Raw genomic sequence first — 26,273 nt, 5'->3', positions numbered from 1 at the left:
CTACGCCAATTGCAAACCGGGAAAGTCGATTCTGTGAATAAACCACCAGTGGTCATCCGTTCCTTCACAAACCAGTTGCCCCCGCTCCGTGAAAAGCGGTTTTCGTTTTTTTGACACCCCGTAATGCAGAATCAAATGAATTTCACTCCGACGCCGGGCGATATCCAGCTTAACTTTTTCAATCGTCCAGTCGACCAGAATGCAACCACTCAGGTGATTTTTATAGGCCTCGAAGGCGGATGTCACGAACGGAAGCAGTTCATCCCGTGAATGACTATTGAAGTAGAAGTGCCCGGCCAGGCAACTATCAAGGCGGTCATAATTCCGGCTAAACAGTCCGGTCAGCAATTCGTCGGCAATAAAAATGCAGGCATGGGTATGGTTGGGGCAGTAATAGTTATAATCGATGCTGTAGCAGGTGCCCGGCAAGCGGATTTCCCGAATTTCTTTCGGAAACACCATCCGGGTGATAAACGAATAGAGCCGCCGGTCATCCGCGTTGCCGTGGGGATCAGACACCTGAATTTCAATGCCGTTCTGGGCGAGCAACAGCAGGAGCCGGTCAACCTCCCGGCTAATCTGGGCGTCTGTCAGTTCGGTGGTCGAGCGCCAGTCTGGCCGGCCGATCAAATCGTAAACCGTCGTCATCCGGGCGGTTTGCGCTACTTGGAAATACAGGAAATTATAGTGTCTCTCGCGCTCATCAACTTCATTTTGCGGCAAACGGCCTTCGCCAAACAGCGCTTGCCGCTCCAGCGCCCGCTTGAGCTGATTAATTTCGTTCTGCGATTTATATATTTCGTCGAGAGAGAGGATTTCGTCAGATGCAAACACAGAGAGTAGTGGTTTTCTTGGGTGATGAGATGGTACCTTTTTAACTACTATACGATGAAACCGGTCCAAAGTCACATTTCTTCCCATCGATTTGTTCCATTGAAGTGCGTTCGCAGGCCCTCCTTCTCCCCCACCTACAGGCTATAACCCGCCATCAGGCTGAAGCCTTTCGTATTTTCCCCGTAAGCTTTTACACTCATGCCGGCCGTAATCCCGTTTCGCAGCCGGTAGAGCAGATTGTAGCGTTGATACGTGGCCGGTTTGTAGCCCTGCGGCCGAACAATATTCCAGCCATGATGGGCGGCAAAAATGAAGCGTCCCTGCCAGAATTCGTAACCAGCCAGCAGGGTTGCCTGCCGGGCGTCAGTCCTCTTGCCTCGCGTCCAGGTGATAAGTTGTTCTTTAAAATACCGATCATCGACCAGTTCAAATCCCGCCGAAAACGCATGGGTGCGCGTCACCCGGAAACCACCTACCACATTCAGGCCAAAAACCGGTAACGCCATTTCCGGTTTTTTGTCGGTTTTGGGCAACACCCGCACCGAACCCATCAGAAGGGCCCGGCTCATCCACCGTCTGGATAAGGGCGCCGGTTGCCACCCGCGACTGTCGGGCACAACGGACGGCCGCAGCTGGTATTGAGCCCCTAAGGCGATGGTTGGGATGTTGATGCCCTGGTTGGGCAATCGCGTTCCGGCGTTGGAAATGTGGTTATAAACGGCTCCCAGGGTCAGAATCCAGTGGTCCGTCATCCGGTAATGAGCCGTAAAACCGGTCCCGATCAGCGCGCTGACCGGCATACTGAAATGATGGTTGGTGGGATTTTTTATTGGGTCGTACACCCGGGTGAGGTAGGTCAGCCCCGCCAGCACCCGGACGGAAAAATAAAGCGGTCGGCTGTAATTGATCAGTGGTTCGAAAAACAAACCGGCCCCCAGCGTCCGCCCCAGCGGAACCGGATTCCGGAAGGTGATGTAATTGATATAACCGCCTACCTTTGCAAAACACTGGCCGTTTTCCCAGGCCCGGCGACTCAAACTAACCTGGCTATACGACAGTTCAGCGCCCACGGGGACCTGCTGCGAAACCGGCAAAACCTCATTCGATTTTGATATACCCTGGTGCCAGGCCAGACCGAATTGCCGGTGCGGTGGTAGAGTTTCCGTACTTTCCTGCCCCCAGACCGGTGAACTGAAAAACGCCATTCCGAAAAAGATCGTACAAATTCTTAGCATATAGCTTGCCTTACAAATGACAATAAATCATTTATTTTTCAACAAGTTATACACCAACAATAATCTTTTAATTATTGCTACCACTTACTAAAAATTTTACCTATTTCGTCCAACTCTAGCTACATTAAATGCTACACACGATCCGGTTGCAGCCCGGTTTTCGGGCTTGGTGCGTGCCGAAAATAAAAAGTGTCCGTCCGTCAGAACTTAGTGCTTCCCGGGCAGGTTTAGTTGAATAACCCAGGCGGATGCGTTTCAGTAGCCCGCATACTATGTAGAATCCCTTAATTCCTCGAAAAATGCCTTTTGAAATTGTCCACCAGCCGTTTGGCTCGTTCACCGAATACGTCATCCAGAATACCGAAACGGGCGAGTTTTTTACTGTTTTACCGGCCCACGGTGCTGTTATTCGGCAGTTAGTCTTGCGGCAAACCAGCCGAAACGATGTACTGAAACGGATTTCGCTGCTGCATTCACCCAACTCCCAACAAGCGCTCCTGGCTGATGAAGCCTACGCCAGCGCACTGCTTTTTCCGTTTCCGAGCCGGATCCGGCACGGCATCTATGCCTTTGAAGGTGAAATGTTTACGCTACCGCTCAACGAAGCCAAACAGGATAACGCCATTCATGGTTTTGTCGCGGGCCAGCCGTTTGAGCTGTTTGGGCAGGAAATAACGGAGCTGGAAGCTGCGCTCACCCTTCGGTACGTCCACGACGGCTCGTACCCCGGTTATCCTTTTCCGTTCGATTTCCGGATTCGGTATGCCCTGTCAGCGGCCGGCCTGTCGGTGCGGTATGATGTTCAGAATACGGGAAACCGGAACGCTCCCGTCTGTTTCGGCTGGCACCCTTACTTCACCTTGAATGGGGAGCCGGTCGACCAGCTAACGATTTCGCTGCCGGCCGCCAAACGGGTTCAGCTCGACGATCATCTATTGCCCGTTGGTGAAGAACCGTTTACGGAGCAAGGCGATCTTTCCCTCCACCAGCGCGAACTGGATGCGGCTTTTGTGGTGGAAAACAACACCAGCCAGGGGGTCACCACGGTTTTACGCTCCGCAGCGCAGGGCTTGCAGTTAAATGTCTGGCAGGAAACCGGCCCAGGGAAATTCGGGTATCTGGTGGTATACACCCCGATCGGCCGCGACAACATTGCCATTGAACCGCTCACCAGTAATGTAAATGCGCTGAACAACGGTGAGGGCCTTATTCGCTTGGCCCCCAACGAAACGGCGAACGGAACAATTAAAGTGTGGGTGAGCTAAGGAATGATAAATGCTAAACGATGAATGGTTTTATCCTTCATCGTTTAGCATCGCTTTGCATCAAATTTCAAACTTGATGCCCTGCGCCAGCGGCAGGCTGGTGCCGTAATTGATGGTGTTGGTCTGACGGCGCATGTAGGCTTTCCAGGCATCGGAACCCGATTCGCGCCCCCCGCCGGTTTCTTTTTCGCCCCCGAAAGCGCCCCCGATTTCGGCCCCGGATGTGCCGATGTTTACGTTGGCGATCCCGCAGTCCGATCCGGCAGCCGACAGAAACTGTTCGGCTTCGCGTAGATTGAGCGTAAAAACCGCCGACGATAGCCCCTGCGGAACCCCATTCTGCAACGCAATGGCTTCATCCAGGCTCCTGTATTTTAATAAATAAAGAATCGGTGCGAACGTTTCGTGCTGCACAATTTCGGTCTGGGCGGGCATCTCGGCAATGGCCGGCCGCACGTAGCAGCCCGATTCAAAACCAGGTCCTTCCAGCATTTCGCCGTCGATCAGCAACCGCCCTCCCTGCTCCTTGATCTGAAATAATGCCGACTGATAAGCCGCCACCGCCGACGGGTCGATCAGCGGCCCAACGTGATTTTTTTCATCCAGCGGATTACCGATGCGCAACTGCCCGTAAGCTTTTACCAGCCGGTTTTTAACATCCTCGTAAATCGATTCGTGAATGATCAGCCGTCGCGTCGACGTGCACCGTTGCCCGGCGGTTCCGACCGCGCCGAACACGATGGCCGGAATGGCAACGTTCAAATCGGCGTACTGCGACACGATAATGGCATTATTCCCGCCCAGTTCGAGCAGGTACCGGCCCAGCCGACCGGCCACGGTTTGGGCCACCGCCTTGCCCATGCGTGTCGAGCCGGTAGCCGATACGAGGGCAATTCGCGGGTCTTCGGTCAGCCACGAACCGGCTTCACGCCCACCCGTAATCAGGCACGAAACGCCTTCCGGCACGTCGTTTCGCTCCAGCACATCCTTGATAATCTGCTGGCACGCCAGGGCCGTGAGGGGTGTTTTCTCCGACGGTTTCCAGATGCAGACGTTGCCGCAAACCCAGGCCAGCATGGCATTCCACGACCAGACCGCCACCGGAAAATTGAAGGCTGAAATGATCCCAACCACGCCCAACGGGTGCCATTGCTCATACATCCGGTGATCGGCACGTTCGCTGTGCATCGTTAGGCCGTACAGCTGGCGCGACTGCCCGACCGCAAAATCACAGATGTCGATAATTTCCTGCACCTCGCCCAGGCCCTCCTGCAACGACTTCCCCATTTCGTAGCTGACCAGCGTGCCCAGGTCTTTTTTATAGAGCCGAAACTGCTCGCCCATCTGTCGGATAATTTCACCCCGCTTCGGAGCGGGCACACTTCGCCATTTCAAAAAAGCGGCCTGGGCGATTTGAACCACTTTATCATAATCTTCCGCCGTTGTCGGATACACCTCGGCCAGCAATTGCCCATCCACCGGTGAATACGATTTGAGCAGCGAATCATCCCCTTCGACCGCTGACGAATGCCAGAATGCCTGTCCCGTGCTCGTGCCGGACATCATCGGCTGTGTTTTTAATTTTTGAAGGAATTGTTGCATACTACTGATTTTTTCCACAGCCATCCGGCTTCATAAGACACCGGGTGGTTGTGCCAAAATTATTACATCCAAACTCAATAATGTTACAATTCGACATTTTGTCCTAACCAGTGCCTCATTTTTTTAAAAGGCTGGCCTCATTTTTGTCTGATAAATGCTTATTTTCACATTAGTGGACTGTGTATTACCAATCTCAACGTTATGAATAAACTATTGACACTCTTTTTAATTGGTCTCCTGGGTGTTTCCAGCATCCGCGTATCGGCCCAGTCCGGCCGTGATTCGGTGAGCCTGAAACCGGCCCCGTACGCCCTGGGCCTCCAGTTGGGTACGACGGGCGTGGGCCTGCAAGTTGCCCGGGTGCTGAGTACCGATTCCCGGCTGGTGGGTCGGCTCGGCGTCAGCTACTTTGCCTATGATGGTGGATTCAAGGTCAAGGCCGGGGATGGCAAACTGAACATTACGCCCGATCTGGTAATGGGCATCGCGCTGGCTTCCGTCAAATGGCATCCGTTCCAATCCAATCCCTTTTTCCTGACAGGAGGAGCCGGTTATACCTGGCGACCCGACGTAAAGGCGAATGTCGTTGCCGAAGGCGACGTCAAATTTGGTGGACTCCAGATTTCCCAGGAAAATGTCGGCACCATCAACGCATCCCTGAAGTGGAGCCCTGTGCTGGGCTACGCCGGGTTGGGCTATGGCCGTTCCACTCCGATCCGGCGTCTGGGATTTGCCGTGGAATTGGGTTGTTATTACATCGGAACTCCCAAGGTCGATCTGCAATACACCGGTTTTCTGGAAACGACGAACATCGACGAACAGATTCCGGTCATCGAAAACAACATGAGAAATTATCGCTTCCTGCCTTCTCTCCAGTTTTTAATAACCTACGGCTTATTCAGAAATAAATAATATCGCCCCGCATTCAGCGGGTCCGTCGACGACCATTTCATATAAACTATCGCCTTTTTATCTATTACTCAACGTTATGAAACGCTTGTTATCCCTGGTTTGTGTACTGGCTATCTGGTTACTCGATGCGTGCCAGAATCCGGTCGAAAATGTAGCCTTAAAACTCAAAGATCCGCTGGCGGTGACCCTGCAGATCAAATATACGCTGCCGAGCGGATTGTCGGCCGACAAACTGGCCATCAAAATTGGGGGACCGGATGCGGAGAAAGTGGTTACCACCCTGAATACCAAAAAATTCAAACTAACCTCCGACGGAAAATTATTCCTGTGCCTGGTTCCTTCGACCACCCCGACGACCAACGCCCCGATCCGCTTCAATGTCGTCGCGTTATCGGATCAATCGGTCGACCATATTCTGCCGATTCAGCTGGAAAACACAACGGTCCGCAACCTGACCATCGCACTGACCGGTAACAAAGCCGCGAACGAACCGGCTCATCAATCCTTCAAAGGCAGCGAAAGCGGGACCGTTCAGTCGGCGGCCACGGTTCAGACCAAAGCGGAAGCCAATGTAACCCAGGCAACGATTACGGTTCCGCAGGGCAGCGAGGTGAAGGACGTTTCGGGGCAGCCGGTTGGCGGTTCCCTGACCATTACGGCGGATCCGGTCAACAACAGCAATACGTCGAAGGCGGTTTCGGAATTGCCCGGACACGGCATCATCAATGCCTCAACCCCCGCAGGCGGTTTTTTGGGTAACCAGCAGGTGCTTTCGGTGGCGGGTGGTGCCCGGATTACGGTTTATAACGAGGAATATCAACTGGCCAAAACATTTTCACAGCCCCTCCGGCTTTCATTCGCCCTCAATAATCAGATGCTGAACCCGAACGTCGGACGTACCATTCAGGTTGGGGATGTGATTCCGTTGTTCAGTTTCGATGAAGTTTCCAACAAATGGACGCAGGAAGAGCCGGGCAAAGTGCAGCGGAACGCCAGCGGAAACCTCGAATACGTAGCGGAGATCAAACACCTTTCGCTTTGGGTAGCGGCCTTTACGGAAGAAGTCTGTTCGGATGGCCCGACTTTTAAATTTCTCAGTCCCTACGCCGACCGTAGCCCGGCCTACCGGGTTGAAGCCATCGATCCGGCGGGTAACGTGGTGGTTCGGGCGGGCAATCCGTTGACGTTTGCCACCGCCATCAACAATGGTTCGTCGATTCGGGTCACCAATCTGCGGAAAGGGCTCAAAATCCGTCTGCGGTTGTTCGACAACGCCAACAAAGTGTATCTTTCGCCCGAAATTGACGGCTGTTCGAATACGGAAGTAGCCTTTGATTTGAAAGCCATTCCCTACACCCCAATTACGCCACCCGCGCCCGACAACCGGAAAGAAGTGACGATTTCGTTCAATTTCAAGTGCGGTACCAAAGGCGTCGATCCCGAAAAACTGCCGTTTAAAGTGCTGTACTCGCAATTCCGCGCTGCGGGCAGCCAGGACGAATGGAAGGATCTGCCGACCATGGTCTGGCCCACCCTCAGCACCAAGGTTCTGGTAGAGCTGAACAAAGCCTATGATCTGCGGGCGGGTTCCATTCCCGATCGGCTGGATATCGACATCAAGAACTACAAAGTCACCAGCACCAACTGGCCCATCAACCTGACGGAATCAGAAAGTAAACAGTACTGCAATCCGTAAGTTTCAGGTACAGTTTACGGTTTTCAGTTTACGGTGGCTGACGCACACAAAGAACGCGTCAGCCACCGTAAACTGTCCTTCCTCTATGCCGCCTGCGGTTTGGAAACCCGGCGTTGCGGCTTTACGGCCTTTTTCTTCCGACGGCCCCACCAGATGATGAAACCGGTTACGGGTAAGCTAGCGCAAACCAGGCTGGCGCAGAAAGCCAGGATTTTACCGGGCCAGCTCAGAATGGCACCGACGTGGATGTCGTAATTCATGCGCCGGAGCTTATCACCAAAGTCGGCTTTACCATACGCCCCAAAATACGGCCCTTCTCCCCGTAACTCCTTCAGCGTGTAGCGATCGAACGTATAATAGTCATTCTTGTAGTAGGTTCCGGGCCGGTGATTGATCGAAACCGCAATGGATTCGGAGCGCAATTCGGGACACGAAATGTACAGGCTGTTGGTAGCGGTTTTGTGCCTGTAAAACCGTTGCCATACCCGATCGACCGGGTCCGCAAAACGTGGTGTTGCCGTGGAGTCCGACAGCGGTTGCTGGTATACGGGCAAGGTTTTGCCACCCGTGGTAGACCAGTAAATCGAATTGGACAGCCATTCGATGCCAAAAATCATACCCGTAATGGCCAGAATCAGCGAAAACGACAAAGCATAAAAACCGGGTACGTTATGCAGGTCGTAATTGACCCGGCGCCACTGGGCTTTCCACTTGATTTTGAAGCTCTTATCCCGATGGGCCCGGTTCCATTTTTTCGGCCACCACAACACCAGTCCGCTTATGAGCATAAGGGTAAAAAGGAGCGTTCCGTAGGCCACAACTGGCTGCCCAATCTCCTCCGGCAACCAGAGGTAATAATGGCCGTGGAGAATAAAATGGAAAAAATCGCCCTCCTCATCCACCACTTTCAGGACCTCACCGGTGTACGGATTCAGGTAAACCTGGTAATAATAATCGGGATCCGCCCCGTAAAACGGCACATTGACACTTCGCCCCCATTCGCCATAATTGACGCCTTTAGCCGGTTTTCCGGGCACTTGTTTTTCGGCAATGGCTTTCAGACGGGAAGGCGGCAAAACTGTCGCATTCGGAACCGGTTCCACGTACTGAAACGGTCGTAGGATACTTTTAATTTCCAGCTCAAAGGCTAGTATACAGCCCGTAATCGCGACCACAAACACCAGAAGTCCGGAGGCCAGCCCGAGCCAGCGGTGCAGTTTTCCAACCAGTTGTTTTACCGTCATTGGATTTTATCAGAATGTATAGCCCAAACTCAGCCGGAAATTTCGGGGCGCTTCAGCCTGCCAGTAATAGGCATTGCTCCAGGCATAATAAGCCCCCGAATACAGATAGGCATCCAGAATGTTGTTCACATTCAACGCAATGTGCATGCGCCGGTTTTGCCACGAGATCGCGCCGTCCAGCTTGAAGGTGTTGGGCAAGGTCGGTTCCTTGCTGATGGCATCCGAGAACCAGCCATAGCGATCCAGTTGCCATTGATAGCCCAGCGAAACGCCCAGTCCCTGCAGGGCGGTTTTGCGCAGACGATACGAAAGCCACGCATTCGTAACGTGTTTACTAAAACCCGGAACCGGCATTCCGACGCTCTCCGAGCGCGTATCTTTCGTGATTTTGGCATCCGTATACGCGTAGTTCACCACCAGGTTCAGGCTGGGCAGCAATTCACCGCGCACGTCCACTTCCACCCCGTTGGCTTTGGTCTGGCCCAACTGAATCGAGTAGTTCGGGTTGGTCGGATCGGTGGTCAGCACGTTGTTTTTGGTGATCTGGTAAACCGAAACCGTTGAATTCCAGCGACCCTCGGCCCAGTCTTTCTTCAGACCGGCTTCGAGGTTGTTCCCGGTAATCGGGTCAAAACGTTTGCCCTGTCGATCCGTACCCGCCTGCGGCACAAAAGCCTGATCGTAAAGTGCATAAAGTGAAGTTTGTTTAGTCAGCGAACCGCTGATCCCGACGCGGGGCGTAAACCTGGTTTCGTTGGTGCCAGTTCCATACTGACTATCTTTCACGGAGGTCAGGCGGCCCGCCAGAGTCAGCCGAATCCGGTCCTGCCAGAAACGAAGTTCGTCCTGAAGATACAGTCCGGTGAACGACTGGGTCATGATGTTAACCCCGGCCCGGTGCCGCAGGCTCACCGACCGATCGAAACGGGGTAACAGGTTAGCCGGCAGATAATAATTCGGTGTATTGGCATTAAAAACGAAGCTGCTATCGTACATCGGGAAACTCTGGCCCCAGTCGGCCATGTATTTCTTCGTCCCCAGGTCCAGCCCCCCCAGAATCCGGTGGACAACCGGCCCGGTGGTCACCTCGCCGTTGACAAAAAGCTGCGCGAACTTGCTCTCGTTAGCCGCATCCCAGATACCAGCATACCGGTAAATCCGTCCGTCGGCCTTGGCCGAATCCGCCCAGAGCGAACTACCCACCTGATTAAAATTGAAATACGCGAGCTGCCCCGTCAGTTTCCAGTTGGGGTCAATCTGGTGTTCAAAAATCAGGAAGGCGCTATGGTCGTGAATAACTGTCGGGTCCAGATTGGCCGAAGCAATCGTCGCATTCCGGGGGAACTCGGCCAGACGGTTGCCCCCAAAGACATAAGCCGAACCAATCGCCGACATTTGCGAATACTGATAGGTATATTCCGCCGTAATCGACGTCTGTTCACTGATTTTGTACTTGAGAACCGGGGCAATGGTATACCGGTTATTGTATTCAAAATCCCGGTGCGAGCCTTTCGACTGGCCCATCAGATTGAGTCGGTACAGCAGGCGGTTATCCGGACTCAGCTTGCCATCCAGATCGAGTGTGGCGCGGTAGGTATCGAAACTGCCGACGGAAAAACCGGCCTCTCCCCGACTGATCCCGGTCGGTTTTTTGGTCACCACATTGTAAAAACCGCTGGGCTCGCCATTGGCCATCATAAAACCGGCCGGCCCTTTCACAAACTCGATCCGCTCCACCATCGACATATCTTCGGCCAGGGGTCCCCAGGTTGATTCCACGTTCATTCCATTCCGGAAGGGCGCCACCCGCGAACCGCGCATGTTGAGTCGGGCATAATTGTCCCAGTGTTCCTGCCGGGTTACCCCACTGACATTGCGCGAGACGCCTTCCAGCATATCAAAAACCTGCTGATCGGCCAGCAGTTGCCGGCTCACCACCTGGATGTTCTGGGGCAGTTCGATCAACGGCGTTTTTAACCGCAAACTGGTAGACGGGATGTCGGTTTTATACGCACTTTTCCCGTCAACAATGACCTCATCCAATTGCTCGGCGTTTTCCAGGACGGTCAGGTCAGGCACTTGCGTTACTTCGTTTGCCTCGACGGTGACCGTCCGGCGAATGCGCTGGTGGCCCACCCGGGAAATGACCAGAATCTGCTGTCCAGCGGGTACCTTGTTAATCACAAATTCGCCAGCCTCGTTGGTGAGCGTCCCCAGCCGGGTCCCTGCAATGCGAACGCTGACTTCGGCCAGTGGGGTAGCATCACCAGCAAGCGTTTTCCCGGTTATGCTGCCGGTAGTCTGAGCCAATAGCGGATCAGTCAACAGACTGATTAACAGCCCAATCATAAAAGAAAAAGTTCGAAAAACAGGAGAAAAGTTACACATACTTCTATATAGATTATTTATTTAGACTAATTATAAATACAAAGGTAAAAACCGGTTTGATGTCTCCTAACATTTTCTGCAAAAAATTAGCTATGTTTGGTCTAGACCGGAAATATTCCCATGAACGTTCAATTCCTTACACTCATCCTCCTAGTCTGGTCGGCACTGGTTCGGGCACAGTCTGCCAACCCCGAGGCCGACTTTATTCGTCAGCATTATCAGAAAACCGAGTATTCGATTGCGATGCGCGACGGCACCAAACTGCATACGGCGGTTTACGTCCCCAAAGACGCTTCGGAAACGGCAAAATACCCGATTATGATGCAGCGCACCTGCTACAGTGTAGCGCCCTACGGCCCGGATCAATACCCAAACCGCCTGGGCCCCTCTTCAACGCTGATGCGCGACAAGTATATTTTTGTCTATCAGGATGTTCGGGGGCGTTACATGAGCGAAGGCACCTGGACCAACATGACTCCCAACCTGCCCGATCCGGCTCCGGTGGCCGCTTCGAAAAAGAAAGCCAAAACCGCCCCATCCACCACCGCCGGTTCGCCCGACGAAAGTTCGGATACGTACGACACCATCGAATGGCTCCTGAAAAATATCAAGTTTCACAACGGGCGCGTGGGCCAGTGGGGAATCTCCTACCCCGGTTTTTACACCGTTGCCGGAGCCGTTGACGCCCATCCGGCCCTGAAAGCGTCGTCGCCCCAGGCTCCGATTGCCGACTTTTTCTTCGACGACTTTCACCACAACGGCGCGTTTATTCAGGCCTATCTGTTCACGTACCCGGTTTTTGGTATTCAGCACCCGAAACCGACCACCGAAAGCTGGTTCATGCCCGCCATGATCAACCAGTCGATCAAAGACGGTTTTCAGTGGCAGTATGATCTGGGGCCGTTGAAAAATGCCGACAAACTCTATAAGGATAATTTTTACTGGCAGGAAACCGTCAATCACCCCAACTATGACGAATTCTGGCAGAAACGGAACATTCTGCCCCACCTGAAAAATGTCAAACATGCCGTGATGACGGTGGGGGGCTGGTTCGATGCGGAGGATTTGTACGGTCCGCTCAATGTCTACAAAACGCTGGAGAAGAATAATCCCGGCACGTATAACACGCTGGTCATGGGGCCGTTTGGTCACGGCAGATGGTCGGCCGAAACCGGCCACACGCTGCACAGCAATATTTATTTTGGCGATAGCATTGCGACCTTCTACCAGCGTAACATCGAAGCGAACTTCTTCCATCATTTTCTGAAAGGGCCGGGCGACGGAAAAACCGGGTTGCCGGAAGCGTACCTGTTTGACACGGGCCTGAAAACCTGGAAAACCTTCGATAAATGGCCCGCGGCCGAAGCGCAGACGGTGAGCTTCAAACTGAAAAGTACGGGTCAGCTATCCCAGCAAACCGGTGATGTTCAGGGCTTTTCGGAATTTATCAGCGATCCGATGAAACCGGTTCCGTATACGGAGGATAATACTGCCGGTTTTACGCCTTTTAATTATATGTCGGAGGATCAGCGTTTTGCGGGCCGTCGACCGGATGTGCTGGTGTTCCAGACCGAACCGCTGACGGAAGACCTGACATTCGGGGGTGAAATTATGGCCAAACTGAAAGTAAGCACGACGGGTACCGACGCCGACTGGGTGGTGAAACTCATCGATGTCTACCCGCCCGACGAGCCGAACCACCCGTATATGCCCAACAAGAATGTAACGCTCGGAAACTACCAGCAGATGGTTCGTTCCGAAGCGATGCGCGGGCGGTTCCGTAACTCGTTTGAAACGCCGGAGCCGTTTAAACCGGATGAAAGTACGGATGTTACGTTCCGGCTACAGGACGTTCTGCACACCTTCAAAAAAGGCCACCGCGTCATGGTTCAGGTACAAAGTACGTGGTTCCCGCTCATCGACCGGAACCCGCAGACGTACGTCGAAAACATTTTCAAAGCTGATGCCGCCGACTTCCAGAAAGCAACGCACCGCGTTTACAACAGTTCCAGCATCGACGTGCAGGTCTTAAAATAAGCGCTCCCCTATCGGCTGAAAACCGGTTTGTCACCTCACCACTTGCTGACAAACCGGTTTCCTTTTTCGTAAAACCGGTAGGGCAAGTCCGCACCCTGCGTAATGCCAATCCGCGTGGTTGTGACCATTTCAATAGCCGTCCGACGGCGCGGGCGGATATAAACCGGTGAAACCGCATCCGGTGTCGTCAGTGACTGAAAGTTATGCTCTTTTGTAATTCCCATCGCAATCACCAGTTTGCCCGGCCCGCTCGTTAACCCCCGCAGTCCCGCCGACGTCGACGGGTCCAGGTTGCGTCGTTCGCCCATCAGCGAAATGCCTTCCGTGGGTTCGAGGGCACGAATCAAAACCGCTTCCCCGACGTCCTCCGGCCCCGTCACCACATTCAGGCAGTAGTAAAAACCGTAAATCAGGTAAACATACAACGTACCGGCCGGCCCGAACATGGCCGCATTCCGGGCGGTTCGGCGCCGGTAGGCATGGCAGGCCGGATCACCGGTCAGGTAGGCTTCGGTTTCGACAATAATGCCGGCGGTGGTTCCTTCGGGGCTTTCGTGCACCAGTTCGCAGCCCAGCAGCCGCTGCGAAAGCGTGAGGGTATCCTGTTCCTGATAAAATTCAAGAGGCAGTTTCATGAATCCAATTTGTAGAAAAACTTAGTACCTTGCTAACGTTGCCCCTTCAACTTTGTATTGACACACCTATGAAAAAAATTCTGGTCGTTGGGATGGGAAAAGTCGGCTCGCTGGTCGGCATCCTGCTCAATAAACGCTTCACCGTAACGGGTTTTGATAAAGTGCAACCGGCGTATCAGCTTCCGTTTCCCGTCATCCCGGGCGACGTAACCGACGAAGCCACGCTCCTGACGATCCTGGCGGATTTCGACGGAGTGGTCTCCTGCCTTCCCTATAACCTGAACCTGCCGATTGCCAAAACCGCCTGGCAGCTGGGGCTGCATTATTTCGACCTGACGGAAGACGTCCCGACGACCACCGCCATCCGCCAGATGGCCGAAACCGCCAAAGCCGTCATGGCGCCCCAGTGCGGCCTGGCACCGGGCCTGATCGGAATCGTGGGGGCCGACCTGGCAAACCGGTTTACCAAACTGCGGGATATTGAATTGCGCGTCGGGGCACTGCCCCGCTACCCCAACGGTCTGCTGGGGTATTCCTTTACGTGGTCGCCCGCCGGAGTGATCAATGAATACCTGAACGATTGCGAGGTGATTGCAAACGGCGTTTTCAAAACCGTACCCGCTCTCGACGGCATCGAAGTGATCAATATTGAAGGGCAGGAATTCGAAGCCTTCAGCACCTCGGGCGGTTTGGGAACCATGTGCGAAACCTACGCCGGGCTCGTCGATACGCTCAACTACAAAACCATTCGGTATCCCGGCCACGCCAAACTGATGCGCTTTTTGCTGTACGAACTGATTCTCAAGGACAAACGGGCGTTGGTCGAGCAGATTCTGACCGAAGCCAAACCGCCGGTGCAATCCGATGTGGTGTATGTGTACGCGGTGGTGGAAGGCTGGAAAGGAGCCGTGCTGGAGCGTGAAGAATTTTTCCGGGCCTATCACCCCCGGGACATCGACGGGCAATCCTGGCGGGCCATCTCCTGGACCACCGCCAGCTCGGTAGCCGCCGTGGTTGAACTCGTGGCCGACGGTTTGCTACCGCAACAGGGCTTTATCAAGCAGGAAGAAATTCCGTTTGACTTGCTGTTAACCACCTCAAACGGGGCGTTTTTTGGTCCCACCTGATCGCGCCCGGGGCGATTGTCCCATGGCGCGATCAGATGGGGAATCAGATTACATTCAACGTCTGTTCCTTGATTTTCTCCAACTCGTCTTTCATCTGAACGACCAGCCGCTGAATCGACGCATCGTTGGCTTTGGAACCGATCGTATTGATTTCCCGGCCGATTTCCTGCGCAATGAAGTTGAGTTTTTTGCCGTTGGCTTCCTCGGCCGCCAGGACCTCCAGAAAATAGCTGAGGTGGTTTTTCAGCCGGACTTTTTCTTCCGAAATATCGAATTTCTCGATGTAATAAATCAGTTCCTGCTCAAACCGGTTCTGGTCGAATTCGTCACTGCCCATCAGTTCCGTTACCAGGTTGCGGACCCGTTCGCGCACGGCCGGAATCCGTTTCACATCCTGCACTTCGATCAGCGTCAGCCGGTCCGCAATGATCTGAATGTATTCCCGAAACTTGCTTTCCAGCCCGTGGCCTTCCTGCTGCCGGAACTCGTCGCACTTCCGGATCGCTTCCAGGGCCGTCAACTGGATATGTTCCCAGTCGCTGGCAGCGGTTTCTGAGGCCGTTGAAACTTCCGAATTAAACGCGTTGGGTTGCTGTAAGGCCAGTTTAAACAGATCGCTGTCCGACACATCGAGCAGCAACGACTGCGACGTGTTCCGCAGATCGTTCACGTACGCTTCCACCAACGGCCGGTTGACCGTTACCCCGGGGCGAATATCGGTCAGGCGGGTTACATTCAGTGATAGCTCGACTTTGCCGCGCTCGAGCCGCTGAGTGAGCAGATTTCGTAATTCAACCTCTTTATCGGAGTATACGCGCGGCAGCCGGCAATAAATATCCAGAAACTTGGAGTTTAACGTTTTCACTTCGGCAGTAACCGTCAACCCGTTGGCTTCCTGGGTTGCGCTACCGAATCCCGTCATCGATTTTAGCATAGTGTGTTAAGCAGACTGCTCACTTATTTTTCCACTGATTGTTTTCTTACTCAGGGCATTTTTCTCAATTTCCGCCATTTCCTTCCGGTACTTAGCCACATCGCAGGCGACGTAAATGGCCTGCGTCATCGACGTTTCGTCGGCCTGATTTTTCCCGGCGATATCGTAGGCCGTCCCGTGGTCGGGCGACGTCCGGACGAACGGCATTCCGGCCGTAAAATTGACACCTTCGTCAAACGCGATGGTTTTGAACGGAATCAATCCCTGATCGTGGTACATCGCCAGCACCGCATCGTACTTGCGGTAGGAACGGGTGCCGAAAAAACCGTCGGCGGCAAACGGTCCGTAAATCAACTGGCCCTTGTTGCGCAGTTCCTGAATCAGCGGTTTCAGAATTTCCTGTTCTTCATTGCCCAGCAAGCCTTCTTCCCCCGCGTGCGGATTCAGACCCAACACCGCAATGCGCGGTTTCCGAATCCCGAAATCACCCCGCAACGACTGCTGCATCAATTGCAGCTTCTGCAAAACTTTGTCCTTGGTGATATTCGACCGGACGCGTCCCACCGGAATGTGACCCGTTACAACCCCCACCCGCAGGGTTTCACTCACCAGAAACATCAGGTTCTCTTTCACCCCGAAGGCTTCGGCAAAATATTCGGTATGGCCCGGAAAGGTAAAGGTTTCCGTCTGGATGTTGTGTTTATTGATCGGTGCCGTTACAATCGCGTCCAGATGCCCGGCTTTGAGGTCTTCGGTGGCCCGCTGCAAACACGCCAGCGCGGCCTGCCCGGCTTCGGGCGTCACTTTGCCCGGCTGCACCTCCTGATTCTGCCGGTCGCCCCCACCCTGCTCATTCCAGCAGGTAATGACGTTGGTAAACTTCGGGTTGGCTTGTCCGACGTGCTGAATTCCGTTCAGGTTCCAGTCTTTGAGCGATAAACCACCCTGCTGCAACATGTTCCTGTACCGGTTCAGCACCTTCATGGAACCGTAGATAACCGGTGTACAAATTTTCTGCAACCGATTGTGTTGCAGGGACTTCAGGATAACTTCGGGCCCAATGCCATTATAATCACCGAGCGTGATCCCAATGACGGGCCGACGCGGTTGGGGTTCCGGTTGACGTTCGTGCTGCTTCTCCGATTGGCGCGGTTCCATTTAAGTTAGTAGTTTCGCCTTTTTCAAATGAGTAGAACAATGAAGTTTTAATCGTACTGGAACCCAGAAACGTTATTTTTCATTGTTCATTATTCATCGTTAGTTAAGAATGATTCCGCAAGTTACAAAATCCCTACGGATGTCCCAGATACAACCCATAATCCTGATTGCCGACGAGATGCATCCTTCCCTGTTTTCGATGCTCGATCAGGCAGGATTTCGTTACCGGTATGACCCCAAAATTTCACGCACCGACTTAATTCAGCAAATCGGCGACTACGACGGTCTGGTGATCCGGAGTAAAACAACCGTCGATGCGGAAGTGTTAGCAGCCGCCCACCGCCTGCAGTTTATCGGACGCGCCGGTGCGGGCCTGGACCTGATCGATCTCGGCATCACCGAAGCCCGCAACATCCGGGTTTTCCACGCGGGCGAAGGCAACCGCGACGCCGTGGCCGAACATACGGTTGGGATGCTGCTGGGCCTCCTGGCCAACCTTGCCAAAGCCGATCGCGAGGTACGGCAGGGCCTCTGGGACCGCGAAGGAAACCGAGGCTACGAACTCGGTAGCCTGACGGTCGGGATTGTCGGTTTTGGGAACAACGGGCACGCCACCGCCCGGCGGCTCAGCGGTTTTGGCTGCCGGGTATTGTGTTACGATAAATACCTGACCCACTACGGTGGAGCCTACGCCCAGGAAGCAGAACTGGAACAAATCATGGAAGAGGCTGACGTGCTGAGTCTGCACATTCCGCTCACGGCAGAAACCCGGATGATGATCGACGATGCCTTCATTACCCGGTTCGAAAAACCGTTTTACCTGATTAACATTGCCCGGGGCGAAGTGGTGTCGCTCTCGGCCCTGGTCCGCGGACTGGAAAGCGGTAAGGTGCGCGGGGCCTGTCTGGATGTACTGGAAAACGAAAAATTAGCGAAGCTGACCCCCGATCAACAGGCCGCTTTTGACTATCTTCGGCATTCGGACAAGGTGTTGCTGACCCCCCACGTGGCGGGGTGGACGCACGAAAGCTACGTCCGGATCAATGAAGTGCTGGTTCGCCAACTGAAAGCGTTACGATGAAACGGCTCCTTTTTCTGCTTCTACCCACTTTGGCAACCGCCCAGACACTTCCTGAACAACTGACCGCTTACCTGCAAAAAGTACCTGCCCCGGCGCGCGTCCACGTAGCCCTGGAATCGCTGACGGATGGTTCCCGTTTCGACCACCTGGCCGACGAAGTAACGCCCTCGGCCAGCGTCATCAAAATCCCGATCATGATCGAAACCATGGAGCAGGTAAAGGCCAACCGGTTCGATCTGGCGCAAATTCATGTGTTGCAGGAAGCCGAAAAAACCGGTGGTTCCGGCGTTTTGCAGACCTACCCCGCCCAAAGCCAACTCACCTACCGCGAGGTGCTGACGCTGATGATGACCCATAGCGACAATACGGCCACCAACATCCTGATTCGGGCGTTGGGCATGGATGCCATCAACCAGCGTATGCGGAACCTGGGCCTGACCGAAAGCCGCTTAAACCGGGTCATGATGGATACGCTGGCGGCTAGACAAGGGCGCGAAAACCGGGTGACCGCCCGCGAAATGAATCTTTTATTGAAGAAGATTTACCGGAACGACGTGGCGACGCCGGCGCTTTGCGCCCAGATGATCGACATTTTAAAAGCCAATCAGGATACCACCACATTTCGGCGTTTTTTACCCAAATCAGCCATTATTGCGCACAAAACCGGCGAACTGACGTACGTGCGGGGTGATGTCGGCCTTTTTTACGTGACCAAGCCGTTTCTGTTAGCGGTTTTTGTGCAGGGAACCACCACCCCGGAGGCCGAACGGATCATTGGCGACATTGCCCGGATTTGTTATAACCAGTATCAGTAACTCCGTTTCAAACCAGCGGTGTGATTTTTAGTTTCTAGTGTACAGCCAGACGGCTGCTAACAACCCGGACCATTCCAGATCCACCTAGCAACGGCATCATTGTGGAAACTTTCGCCGACCGCGCCATTCCGTATTACCTGAACCTGAGCGAACCGACCAGCCTGCCGCCGGGTGTCAGTGCGCTGAATCCGTATCGTCAGCCGGACGTGCAGGCCATCGTCCGGGCGTTTTATTCCCGCTTTTTTGCCGATCCAACGCCCCGGGTTTACATCCTGGGCATCAACCCCGGCCGGTTTGGCGCGGGCGTCACCGGCATCTCGTTTACAACGCCCCAGAACCTGCAAAAATACTGCGGTATCGACAACAACCTGCCGCCCACGCCGGAGCTGTCAAGCCGATTTGTGTACCAGATTGTCGAAGCGTTTGGGGGTGCCGAAGCCTTTTACGGGCGGTTTTTCCTCACCTCCCTTTTTCCGCTGGCGCTGGTAAAAGGCGGGAAGAATTACAATTTTTACGACGACAAAGCCACCACCGCCACCCTCTGGCCGGACATTGTTTCAGCGGTCCGGCAACAGCTTACGTTTGGCTGCAACCGGAATGTGGCGGTTTGTCTGGGCCGCAAAAACGAAGCGTTCTTGCAAAAACTCAACCAGCAACACGGTTTTTTCGGCCGGATTGTCACCCTCGACCACCCGCGCTACATCCTCCAATACCGCAGCCGGGACATGGATTCGTACGTGGACACGTATGTGAGGACGCTGGCGGATTGCATTCTCTAACCTGGTTATATTCAAAAACAGCCAACCCATTTTCAGAGCCAGTCAAGTTTATTACAATTGAGTCCTGAGCAGAATGCGGCCCCAAGTCCTCTTCGTTTCACTTCAAAATGCAAAATCGGCTGACAGGCTGCTAAATTGAAATTCTTTTGCCCCTGAAAATTCCCATACTGACAGCTACTTTGCGACATTGCTGGGGGTGTGAAGGTTCACAACATTCGCTACAGTTTGCCGGTTTTGAGAATATTTAAAAAGTACAATACTGTAACTTTAAGTTATCATCAATTTTATTCCCCAAACTCCTCTCAATCAATATGGAGAGGTTTGGGGAATAAAAAATAGCTTGTTGAACGAGCTCTATCCTTAAGATAAGTCAAGTTTTTGATAAGTATCATCTGCAGCGCATCTATAGGACCACTACACCTGATTTAGTCAGTTTATAGCAAAAACCGCCCATCGATGACTCGGCAGGCGGTTTTGTTCTAACAACTGAGTTTATTTATGCTTTCTTCAACTCCATCGTCATAATGTCTTCTTTACCGTCATCATTCATATCTTCGATGGGGGATGACAGTTTCATGGTGTTTCCGTCGATCACCAGATCGTAAACTTCCGGAACCCCTCCGCTGGTAATCGTCAGCTTATTTCCGTCTACTTTCCAGGTTGATTTGTCTTCGATCGGATTATAATCATCAGCGCCATCAAAATTGCACTTTGGCGAGGGTGTTCCCGTAATCGTACCATTTCCGTTGAACGTCATCTTGGTATCCGTCAGACAGGCAATCAGCGCATCGCCGTCGAAACCGGGAATCGCTTTCATCATCACGAAAAAGTCATTTGTTTTCGTCCCATTCCCCAGATCGACCTGCACATTGAGTTTCATACCCGAAATTTTCCAGCTTCCCTCTACTGAATTCGGTTTCACATCCGGGTTGCCATCGGCGTCTTTGTCTTTGCTACAGCTGGCAAACCACAGCGGCAGGGCTACTAACAGTGCCAGCGACCAGTTAAAACGAAAGTTAATGCGGTTCAAAAGTGTTGTTGTTTTCATGGGTGTTTTTTGTTATTTGTTTAAAAAATTGGTTTGTGATTCAAAATTGAGCAAAATTGGTGCGGTCAGCCAGTGGCTTTCTTATGAAATGAGTATCTTTAGGTTTCAACAGTTACATCCGCGGGATGAAATGTTTGTACGGTTTGGTACTTCGTTTCGTTCACGGGCAATGCAAAAACCGGATAGGCGGTTTCGCTCTCTTAACCCACTGTTACCGATTACCGCCTGTACGGGAAAACAAATACCCCATACTTAAAAAATTATCTTCTGTGTAACTCTGTAAAACCGTTTACTCCCGGTATTTAATTTTGGCTTACCGCGTCATCTCAAAATCAGGAGTCATCAGGCGGTTACACTCAGATCAACTTATGCTGGTAACAACTACTTCATCCATCGAAGGCAAACGGGTCACTAAATACCTCGGTCTGGCCAACGGGGAAGCCATTATTGGTTCCAATCTTATCAAGGACTTCTTTGCAACCGTACGCGACATCAAGGGCGGCCGATCCTCCGCGTATGAACAGGCATTGCGCGAAGCCAAAAGCATTGCCATGAAAGAAATGATCGAGCAGGCCCAGCGGCTGGGTGCCAATGCCATCATTGGCGTCGATCTGGATTATCAAACAATCGGTGGAAACGGCGGGCTGCTGATGGTCAGCGCCAACGGAACGGCGGTCGTGATTGAGTAACCGGTCCGGTTTCCGCCTGCTGCGGTTTTCGAAAACCGCAGCAGATGCCGTGGAGTTTATCGTCTGCGTCCGAGCGGGAAAAGATACCCTACGGAAAACGTAGCCACCTGCTGGCTCACATAATCGGTTGGTTTCGGGTCGGCATCGGTGCCCAAACTGTAGTGGTAGCGCCCTTCGATGAGTAACGAACCGGGACCCGCCGGAATCGATACGCCCAGGCCACCGGTAACACCGTATTCAAGCCGGTCGTCGTCTTTCGTCAGCTTCTGGGTTTCGTCCACCATGGTTTGGCCATCCACGACAAACTTCACACGGGCGTCCAGCGCATAGGCGGCATACGGACCTGCATTGATGAAAAACCGGGTTTTCCGACCAAATGATAATTTCAGCAGAAGCGGCACCTCCACGGTGTTGACCGATGCCTGCAGGGAATATTTTTGCCCCACCTCTTCACCCGCAAATTTCATGGAACGACGTGTGTACAGGATTTCCGGCTGAATAGAGAAAACATTGCCGATGCCGTAGTTAATAACGACCCCACCCGTAAAACCGGGGGCGGTTTCGGATTGTCCGGTAGCCCCTTCCAGGTCTTCCGTCGGGATAAATTCGTTCAGCAACGCGTTAACCCCTCCGCGAATCCCAACCGACAAACCGCTTCCGGAAGATGACGATTTGGTTTTCTCCTTTGCCGGTTTTTCCGGTTTCACTTTTGCCACCTTTTCGGGTTTGGCTGCTTTTTCAGCTTTTGTTTTTTTAGGCTGTTTCGTTGACTCTTTTTCGGTTACTTCCGCCACCGGTTTGGTTTCGGCAACCGACTGCTGCGCCAGCACCGGTTCGGATTCAGCCACGGCCGTTGTTGAAGCAACTTCCGTCGGGGCGGGTGCGGGGGTTGTGGCTACGACCGGTTTCGGAGCCGGTTTTTTAGCCGCCGTCGCGGTGGTTTTTGGTTTGGCCGTCGTCGTGGTTTTCTTCTGCGCGGTTGCTGCCACCGGTTTCTTCTGGACAGTCGCCGTGGCAGGCTTACTGGCTGCCGTGGTTTTTGGCTTCGCAGTCTGGGCTTCGGCCAGCAGACCAACGGCGACCAGACAGACGGTAAATAAGGATGCTTTCATTGGGGTGATGACGCTTAAGTAGATGTGTATTTGTTGTTACTGATGCTGCAAAATTATATCGCTGGATATGGCGTGACTAGAGAAAAACTACGTGATTTTCGAATTGCGTAGTTTCCCTGTAGCATTTCACGACAACAAAAAAGGCAGCCCGCGCTGCGAACTGCCTTTTTTGAAGAGTTAAGAATTAAGAGTTATGAGTTATGAGTTGGCTGACGCATTCTATTCCTGCGAAGCCAACTCTTAACTCTTAATTCTTAACTTATAACTCTTAACTCTCTCAAAACCTGTCTTCGTCGTCGTCATCATCGTCTTCCCCGAAGGAGTTTCCGGGGCTGAACATACTGCCTAGCAGGTCTTTAAACTGCTGGCCGGTGTCCATCGCTTTCTTGCCAACCAGCGAATATTCGGCCAGCCCGTGCAGGGCAAATTCCATCATGAACAGTTTTTCGGAGCGGCTCAGCCGCGGATGCAGCGAATCCACCACATCGTCCAGACCGTCGATGGCCCGCAGGCGGTTTTCGTAGTCGCGGGTGGGCAGGTCATTCAGAAATTCGATGACGTTGCCGTCGCCGAACCAGTCGGTTATTTTTTTGTAAGGATTGCCGCCCTTCTGTTTTTTGGCTTTTTCCGGGTTCGGAAAGTAGTTCAGGAACTGGGTCCGAATGGCTTTTCCGATCAGGTTCTGGGCCACGATGACCGGACCTTCCACTTCGCCTTCGTACACCAGTTCGACTTTCCCACAAATGGCCGGAATGACGCCGTACAGGTCCGAAATCCGGACGTAGGTATCTTTTTCGGCATTCAACAGCGCCCGGCGTTCGGCCGCCGACAGCAGGTTTTCAAAGGCCGCAATAGTCAACCGCGCCGAGACGCCACTTTTAGCATCAACATACTCACTTTCACGGGCTTCCAGGGCCACCTGCTCGATCAGGTCGGTAATCAGGTCGTTGGTTTTCACCATGCCTTTCTGCTCGGTTTTGACGATGGCTTCCTGCTGCGTAATTTTTTTACCCACCGCCAGCGACTTCGGATAGTGCGTCACGATCTGGCTGTCGATCCGGTCTTTCAGGGGCGTCACGATGCTGCCCCGGTTGGTATAATCTTCCGGATTGGCCGTAAACACAAACTGAATATCGAGCGGCAGGCGCAGTTTAAAACCGCGAATCTGAATATCGCCTTCCTGCAAAATATTGAACAGCGACACCTGAATCCGGGCCTGCAAATCCGGCAACTCATTGATGACGAAGATGCAGCGGTGCGACCGGGGAATCAGGCCGAAGTGAATCGTCCGTTCGTCGGAATAGGGCAACTTCAGGGTAGCGGCTTTGATCGGATCGACATCGCCGATCAAGTCGGCCACCGACACATCGGGCGTCGCCAGCTTCTCGGTATAGCGATCGTCACGGTGCAGCCAGGTAACCGGAGCGGCATCACCTTTCCCGGCAATCTGGTCGTGCGCAAACCGGGAGAGGGGTTGCAGCGGATCGTCGTTCAACTCGGAGCCTTCCAGCACTGGGATGTATTCGTCCAGCAAATTGACCATCAGCCGGGCAATCCGGGTTTTGGCCTGTCCCCGTAAACCCAGCAAATTGATGTGGTGCATCGACAGAATGGCCCGCTCCACATCCGGAATGACGGTGTCTTCGTAGCCCCAGATGCCCGGAAAAACAACCTCCTTCGCCTTGATTTTCTCGATCAGGTTGTCGCGAAGTTCCTGTTTAATGGACTTGGGTTTATAACCGGCGGCTTTCAGTTCGCCCAGGGTTTTTATTTTTAGTAACTCTTTACTCTTCAGGGATGAATAGCTCATGAAATCGTTGGGTAGCGTCGGAAATGGTGGCTTATGCTGGGATAACGGGGATCACCCGGAATTAGTTTTTCTTTCACCATCTCCTGGTTGTGTTAATAAGTAAGTACAACAATCCGTTTCTTTAACCATTGAGTGAACGTCTCGCGATCCAATAGACCAGCGGCTAAATCCAAAATTATCTGCTCCTGTTCATCTATATCAGCCCTCACTTCATATCCATTGCGCATTAAAAAGAATTCCATCGCAGCGTGTCCAATTCGCTTGTTACCATCTATAAACGGATGATTCATTACCAGTGAAAAACAGAGGGCCGATGCCTTTTCAATAATTGTCGGATAGAGATCTTCGCCTGCAAAGGTCATCTTAGGTTGAGTAACCGCAGCTTCCAGCCCACCCTGATCGCGAATGCCAGCGAGCCCACCAGATTGTTGGATGATAATCCCATGAAGCAAAACAATATCCTCAACATTCGGATAAGTCATATACGCTAGGCCAAACGTCGATACAATTCAGCATTTTTAGCTACAATATACTGCATTAAACGCGCCTTATGCTCCTCTTCTGTTTCCAGTAAACGATACACCGTTTGTTGAATTAACTCATCTACCGACTCATAACCGAGCGACTGTGCTTTTTGCTCTAACCGAGTTATTTCTGCTTCTTCCAAAGGGATTTGAATAGTCATCATAGCTGTCGTTATTTCATATTCTTCCGGCGGTTTCGCTGGAAATCTTCAAACATCATATTCCCCAGTCCCTGCAAACTGCTGTAATAGGCCCGGCCATTGTTCACTTTCGTGAATTCGTGCACAAACTGCTTCAGGTACGGATCGGAGGCAATCATGAACGTGGTGATCGGGATGTCGAGACGCCGGCACTGGGCCGCCAGCGTCAGCGTTTTGGAGACGATCTTCCGGTCCAGCCCGAAGCTGTTTTTGTAGTATTTGATGCCTTCTTTCAGACAGGTCGGTTTTCCGTCGGTGATCATGAAGATCTGCTTGTTCTTGTTCTTCCGACGACGCAGCAAATCCATCGCCAGTTCCAGCCCGGCTACGGTATTGGTGTGGTACGGGCCTACTTCCAGGTACGGTAAATCCTTCACCTGAATCTGCCAGGCATCGTTTCCGAAGACGATAATGTCCAGCGTATCTTTCGGGTATTTCTGTTTGATCAGTTCCACCAGTGCCATCCCGACTTTCTTGGCGGGCGTAATACGGTCTTCACCGTAGAGAATCATGGAGTGGCTGACGTCGATCATCAGCACCGTCGAGGTCTGGGTTTTCTGCTCTTTCTCCACCACTTCCAGGTCGCGCTCCATCAGCGTAAACTCCTCTACCCCACTGTTAATCTGCGCATTACGAATCGACTCGGTCATAGAAATCTGTTCGAGCGTATCCCCAAACTGGAAATCGCGCAGGTCGCTGCTCAGTTCGTCGCCCACGCCCGTGTACGGGGTGTGGTGGTTACCGCCGGATTTCGATCGTTTCAGTTTTCCGAAAATCTCTTCCAGCGCCGACCGCCGGATGGTCTGTTCACTCTTGGCCGTCATCACGAGCGTTCCGTCTTCGTTCTGCTCGGTCAGGTAGCCTTTTTCTTTCATTTCCTCGACAAAATTGCCGATGCCGTATTGGTCGTCGGTCAGCCCGTACCGACGATCGAGATCGTTCAGGTACGCCAGGGCCTGCTCCACATTCCCCGACGTCATCAGGAGCAGTTGCTGAAAAATATTGAGCAACTGATCGAATTTGCTGCCCTCTTTTTTTTCAGGCGGAGTATAGCGGGAAAATTGAAAACCTTTCATGAATTGGGTGTATCGTGAACCGCAGTCGGTAATGAGAGAACAGCGTGTTTGGTGGATTTGTTCGCTTAGTGA

General features: G+C 52.9%; 23 protein-coding genes. 9 read left to right on the top strand and 14 right to left on the bottom strand.

Features of this window, described 5'->3' with window-relative positions:
• Together ACFPMF_RS11115 and ACFPMF_RS11110 are read right to left on the bottom strand one after the other, a co-directional pair.
• A complete protein-coding gene (locus ACFPMF_RS11115; protein ID WP_379844488.1) occupies positions 1-834 on the bottom strand; it encodes a hypothetical protein in 834 nt (277 codons plus the stop codon).
• Positions 835-968: 134 nt separating this feature from the next.
• Entirely contained in the window at positions 969-2,069 is a 1,101-nt protein-coding gene (locus ACFPMF_RS11110; protein WP_379844485.1) for an acyloxyacyl hydrolase, read from the bottom strand.
• A gap of 299 nt (positions 2,070-2,368) precedes the next feature.
• Here ACFPMF_RS11110 and ACFPMF_RS11105 point away from each other — a divergent pair, with 299 nt between their 5' ends.
• Entirely contained in the window at positions 2,369-3,334 is a 966-nt protein-coding gene (locus tag ACFPMF_RS11105; RefSeq protein WP_379844482.1) for an aldose 1-epimerase, read from the top strand.
• A 60-nt stretch (positions 3,335-3,394) separates the two neighbouring features.
• On the opposite strand, the gene amaB is transcribed toward ACFPMF_RS11105, so the two are convergent.
• Positions 3,395-4,936 (bottom strand): L-piperidine-6-carboxylate dehydrogenase, encoded by a 1,542-nt coding sequence (amaB, locus tag ACFPMF_RS11100; protein ID WP_379844480.1) that lies wholly within the window; start codon positions 4,934-4,936, stop codon positions 3,395-3,397.
• A gap of 201 nt (positions 4,937-5,137) precedes the next feature.
• Here amaB and ACFPMF_RS11095 point away from each other — a divergent pair, with 201 nt between their 5' ends.
• Together ACFPMF_RS11095 and ACFPMF_RS11090 are read left to right on the top strand one after the other, a co-directional pair.
• Positions 5,138-5,848, top strand: coding sequence for a hypothetical protein (locus tag ACFPMF_RS11095; protein ID WP_379844477.1), 711 nt, complete (start codon positions 5,138-5,140; stop codon positions 5,846-5,848).
• A 76-nt stretch (positions 5,849-5,924) separates the two neighbouring features.
• Positions 5,925-7,544: a hypothetical protein gene (locus ACFPMF_RS11090; protein WP_379844475.1), complete on the top strand. Its 1,620-nt coding sequence runs from the start codon at positions 5,925-5,927 to the stop codon at positions 7,542-7,544.
• Positions 7,545-7,627: 83 nt separating this feature from the next.
• Here the strand turns inward: ACFPMF_RS11090 and ACFPMF_RS11085 are convergent, their stop codons facing one another.
• Positions 7,628-8,788, bottom strand: coding sequence for a PepSY-associated TM helix domain-containing protein (locus ACFPMF_RS11085; RefSeq protein WP_379844472.1), 1,161 nt, complete (start codon positions 8,786-8,788; stop codon positions 7,628-7,630).
• 9 nt (positions 8,789-8,797) lie between these two features.
• The gene (locus tag ACFPMF_RS11080; protein WP_379844470.1) at positions 8,798-11,137 is read right to left on the bottom strand and encodes a TonB-dependent siderophore receptor; all 2,340 of its coding nucleotides are present in this window, start codon (positions 11,135-11,137) and stop codon (positions 8,798-8,800) included.
• 159 nt (positions 11,138-11,296) lie between these two features.
• Between ACFPMF_RS11080 and ACFPMF_RS11075 the strand changes: the two genes are divergently transcribed.
• Positions 11,297-13,213, top strand: coding sequence for a CocE/NonD family hydrolase (locus tag ACFPMF_RS11075; protein WP_379844468.1), 1,917 nt, complete (start codon positions 11,297-11,299; stop codon positions 13,211-13,213).
• Positions 13,214-13,248: 35 nt separating this feature from the next.
• Here ACFPMF_RS11075 and ACFPMF_RS11070 read toward each other — a convergent pair whose 3' ends face one another.
• The gene (locus tag ACFPMF_RS11070) at positions 13,249-13,848 is read right to left on the bottom strand and encodes a DNA-3-methyladenine glycosylase (protein WP_379844466.1); all 600 of its coding nucleotides are present in this window, start codon (positions 13,846-13,848) and stop codon (positions 13,249-13,251) included.
• 68 nt (positions 13,849-13,916) lie between these two features.
• On the opposite strand from ACFPMF_RS11070, the gene ACFPMF_RS11065 reads away from it, so the two are divergent.
• Positions 13,917-14,975 carry a saccharopine dehydrogenase C-terminal domain-containing protein gene (locus ACFPMF_RS11065; RefSeq protein WP_379844464.1) on the top strand — a complete coding sequence of 353 codons (1,059 nt, stop codon included), beginning with the start codon at positions 13,917-13,919 and terminating at the stop codon, positions 14,973-14,975.
• Between the two features lie 43 nt (positions 14,976-15,018).
• Here ACFPMF_RS11065 and ACFPMF_RS11060 read toward each other — a convergent pair whose 3' ends face one another.
• Together ACFPMF_RS11060 and pdxA are read right to left on the bottom strand one after the other, a co-directional pair.
• On the bottom strand, positions 15,019-15,909 hold the full coding sequence (locus ACFPMF_RS11060) for a YicC/YloC family endoribonuclease (protein ID WP_379844462.1): 891 nt from the start codon (positions 15,907-15,909) through the stop codon (positions 15,019-15,021).
• Positions 15,910-15,915: 6 nt separating this feature from the next.
• Positions 15,916-17,067: a 4-hydroxythreonine-4-phosphate dehydrogenase PdxA gene (gene pdxA / locus ACFPMF_RS11055; protein ID WP_379844459.1), complete on the bottom strand. Its 1,152-nt coding sequence runs from the start codon at positions 17,065-17,067 to the stop codon at positions 15,916-15,918.
• A 139-nt stretch (positions 17,068-17,206) separates the two neighbouring features.
• On the opposite strand from pdxA, the gene ACFPMF_RS11050 reads away from it, so the two are divergent.
• The 3 genes from ACFPMF_RS11050 (at position 17,207) to ACFPMF_RS11040 (ending at position 19,742) form a co-directional block, all read left to right on the top strand.
• Positions 17,207-18,148, top strand: a complete 942-nt coding sequence (locus tag ACFPMF_RS11050; RefSeq protein ID WP_379844457.1) for a 2-hydroxyacid dehydrogenase — start codon at positions 17,207-17,209, stop codon at positions 18,146-18,148.
• Positions 18,145-18,963 carry a serine hydrolase gene (locus ACFPMF_RS11045; RefSeq protein ID WP_379844455.1) on the top strand — a complete coding sequence of 273 codons (819 nt, stop codon included), beginning with the start codon at positions 18,145-18,147 and terminating at the stop codon, positions 18,961-18,963. The genes ACFPMF_RS11050 and ACFPMF_RS11045 overlap by 4 nt, the downstream gene beginning before the upstream one ends.
• Positions 18,964-19,064: 101 nt before the next feature.
• Entirely contained in the window at positions 19,065-19,742 is a 678-nt protein-coding gene (locus ACFPMF_RS11040; protein WP_379844453.1) for a uracil-DNA glycosylase family protein, read from the top strand.
• A gap of 496 nt (positions 19,743-20,238) precedes the next feature.
• Here ACFPMF_RS11040 and ACFPMF_RS11035 read toward each other — a convergent pair whose 3' ends face one another.
• Complete coding sequence (locus ACFPMF_RS11035) at positions 20,239-20,790, bottom strand: lipocalin-like domain-containing protein (protein WP_379844451.1); 552 nt, start codon at positions 20,788-20,790, stop codon at positions 20,239-20,241.
• Positions 20,791-21,158: 368 nt separating this feature from the next.
• Between ACFPMF_RS11035 and ACFPMF_RS11030 the strand changes: the two genes are divergently transcribed.
• Positions 21,159-21,479, top strand: a complete 321-nt coding sequence (locus ACFPMF_RS11030) for a heavy metal-binding domain-containing protein (RefSeq protein ID WP_379844448.1) — start codon at positions 21,159-21,161, stop codon at positions 21,477-21,479.
• Between the two features lie 56 nt (positions 21,480-21,535).
• On the opposite strand, the gene ACFPMF_RS11025 is transcribed toward ACFPMF_RS11030, so the two are convergent.
• The 5 genes from ACFPMF_RS11025 to ACFPMF_RS11005 all read right to left on the bottom strand — a co-directional run bounded on the left by ACFPMF_RS11025 (position 21,536) and on the right by ACFPMF_RS11005 (position 26,201).
• Positions 21,536-22,591 (bottom strand): porin family protein, encoded by a 1,056-nt coding sequence (locus ACFPMF_RS11025; RefSeq protein ID WP_379844445.1) that lies wholly within the window; start codon positions 22,589-22,591, stop codon positions 21,536-21,538.
• Positions 22,592-22,868: 277 nt separating this feature from the next.
• A complete protein-coding gene (locus ACFPMF_RS11020) occupies positions 22,869-24,401 on the bottom strand; it encodes a P-loop NTPase family protein (RefSeq protein WP_379844442.1) in 1,533 nt (510 codons plus the stop codon).
• A gap of 92 nt (positions 24,402-24,493) precedes the next feature.
• A complete protein-coding gene (locus tag ACFPMF_RS11015) occupies positions 24,494-24,883 on the bottom strand; it encodes a type II toxin-antitoxin system death-on-curing family toxin (RefSeq protein ID WP_379844440.1) in 390 nt (129 codons plus the stop codon).
• A 5-nt stretch (positions 24,884-24,888) separates the two neighbouring features.
• Positions 24,889-25,089, bottom strand: a complete 201-nt coding sequence (locus ACFPMF_RS11010; RefSeq protein ID WP_379844438.1) for a hypothetical protein — start codon at positions 25,087-25,089, stop codon at positions 24,889-24,891.
• 8 nt (positions 25,090-25,097) lie between these two features.
• Entirely contained in the window at positions 25,098-26,201 is a 1,104-nt protein-coding gene (locus tag ACFPMF_RS11005) for a vWA domain-containing protein (protein WP_379844435.1), read from the bottom strand.
• Positions 26,202-26,273: the final 72 nt, after the last annotated feature.

Source organism: Larkinella bovis (genome assembly GCF_042655385.1).
Classification (GTDB): domain Bacteria; phylum Bacteroidota; class Bacteroidia; order Cytophagales; family Spirosomataceae; genus Larkinella; species Larkinella bovis.
The sequence above is the reverse complement of the archived record's forward strand: the minus strand, read 5'-3'. Positions and strand labels throughout refer to the sequence as shown.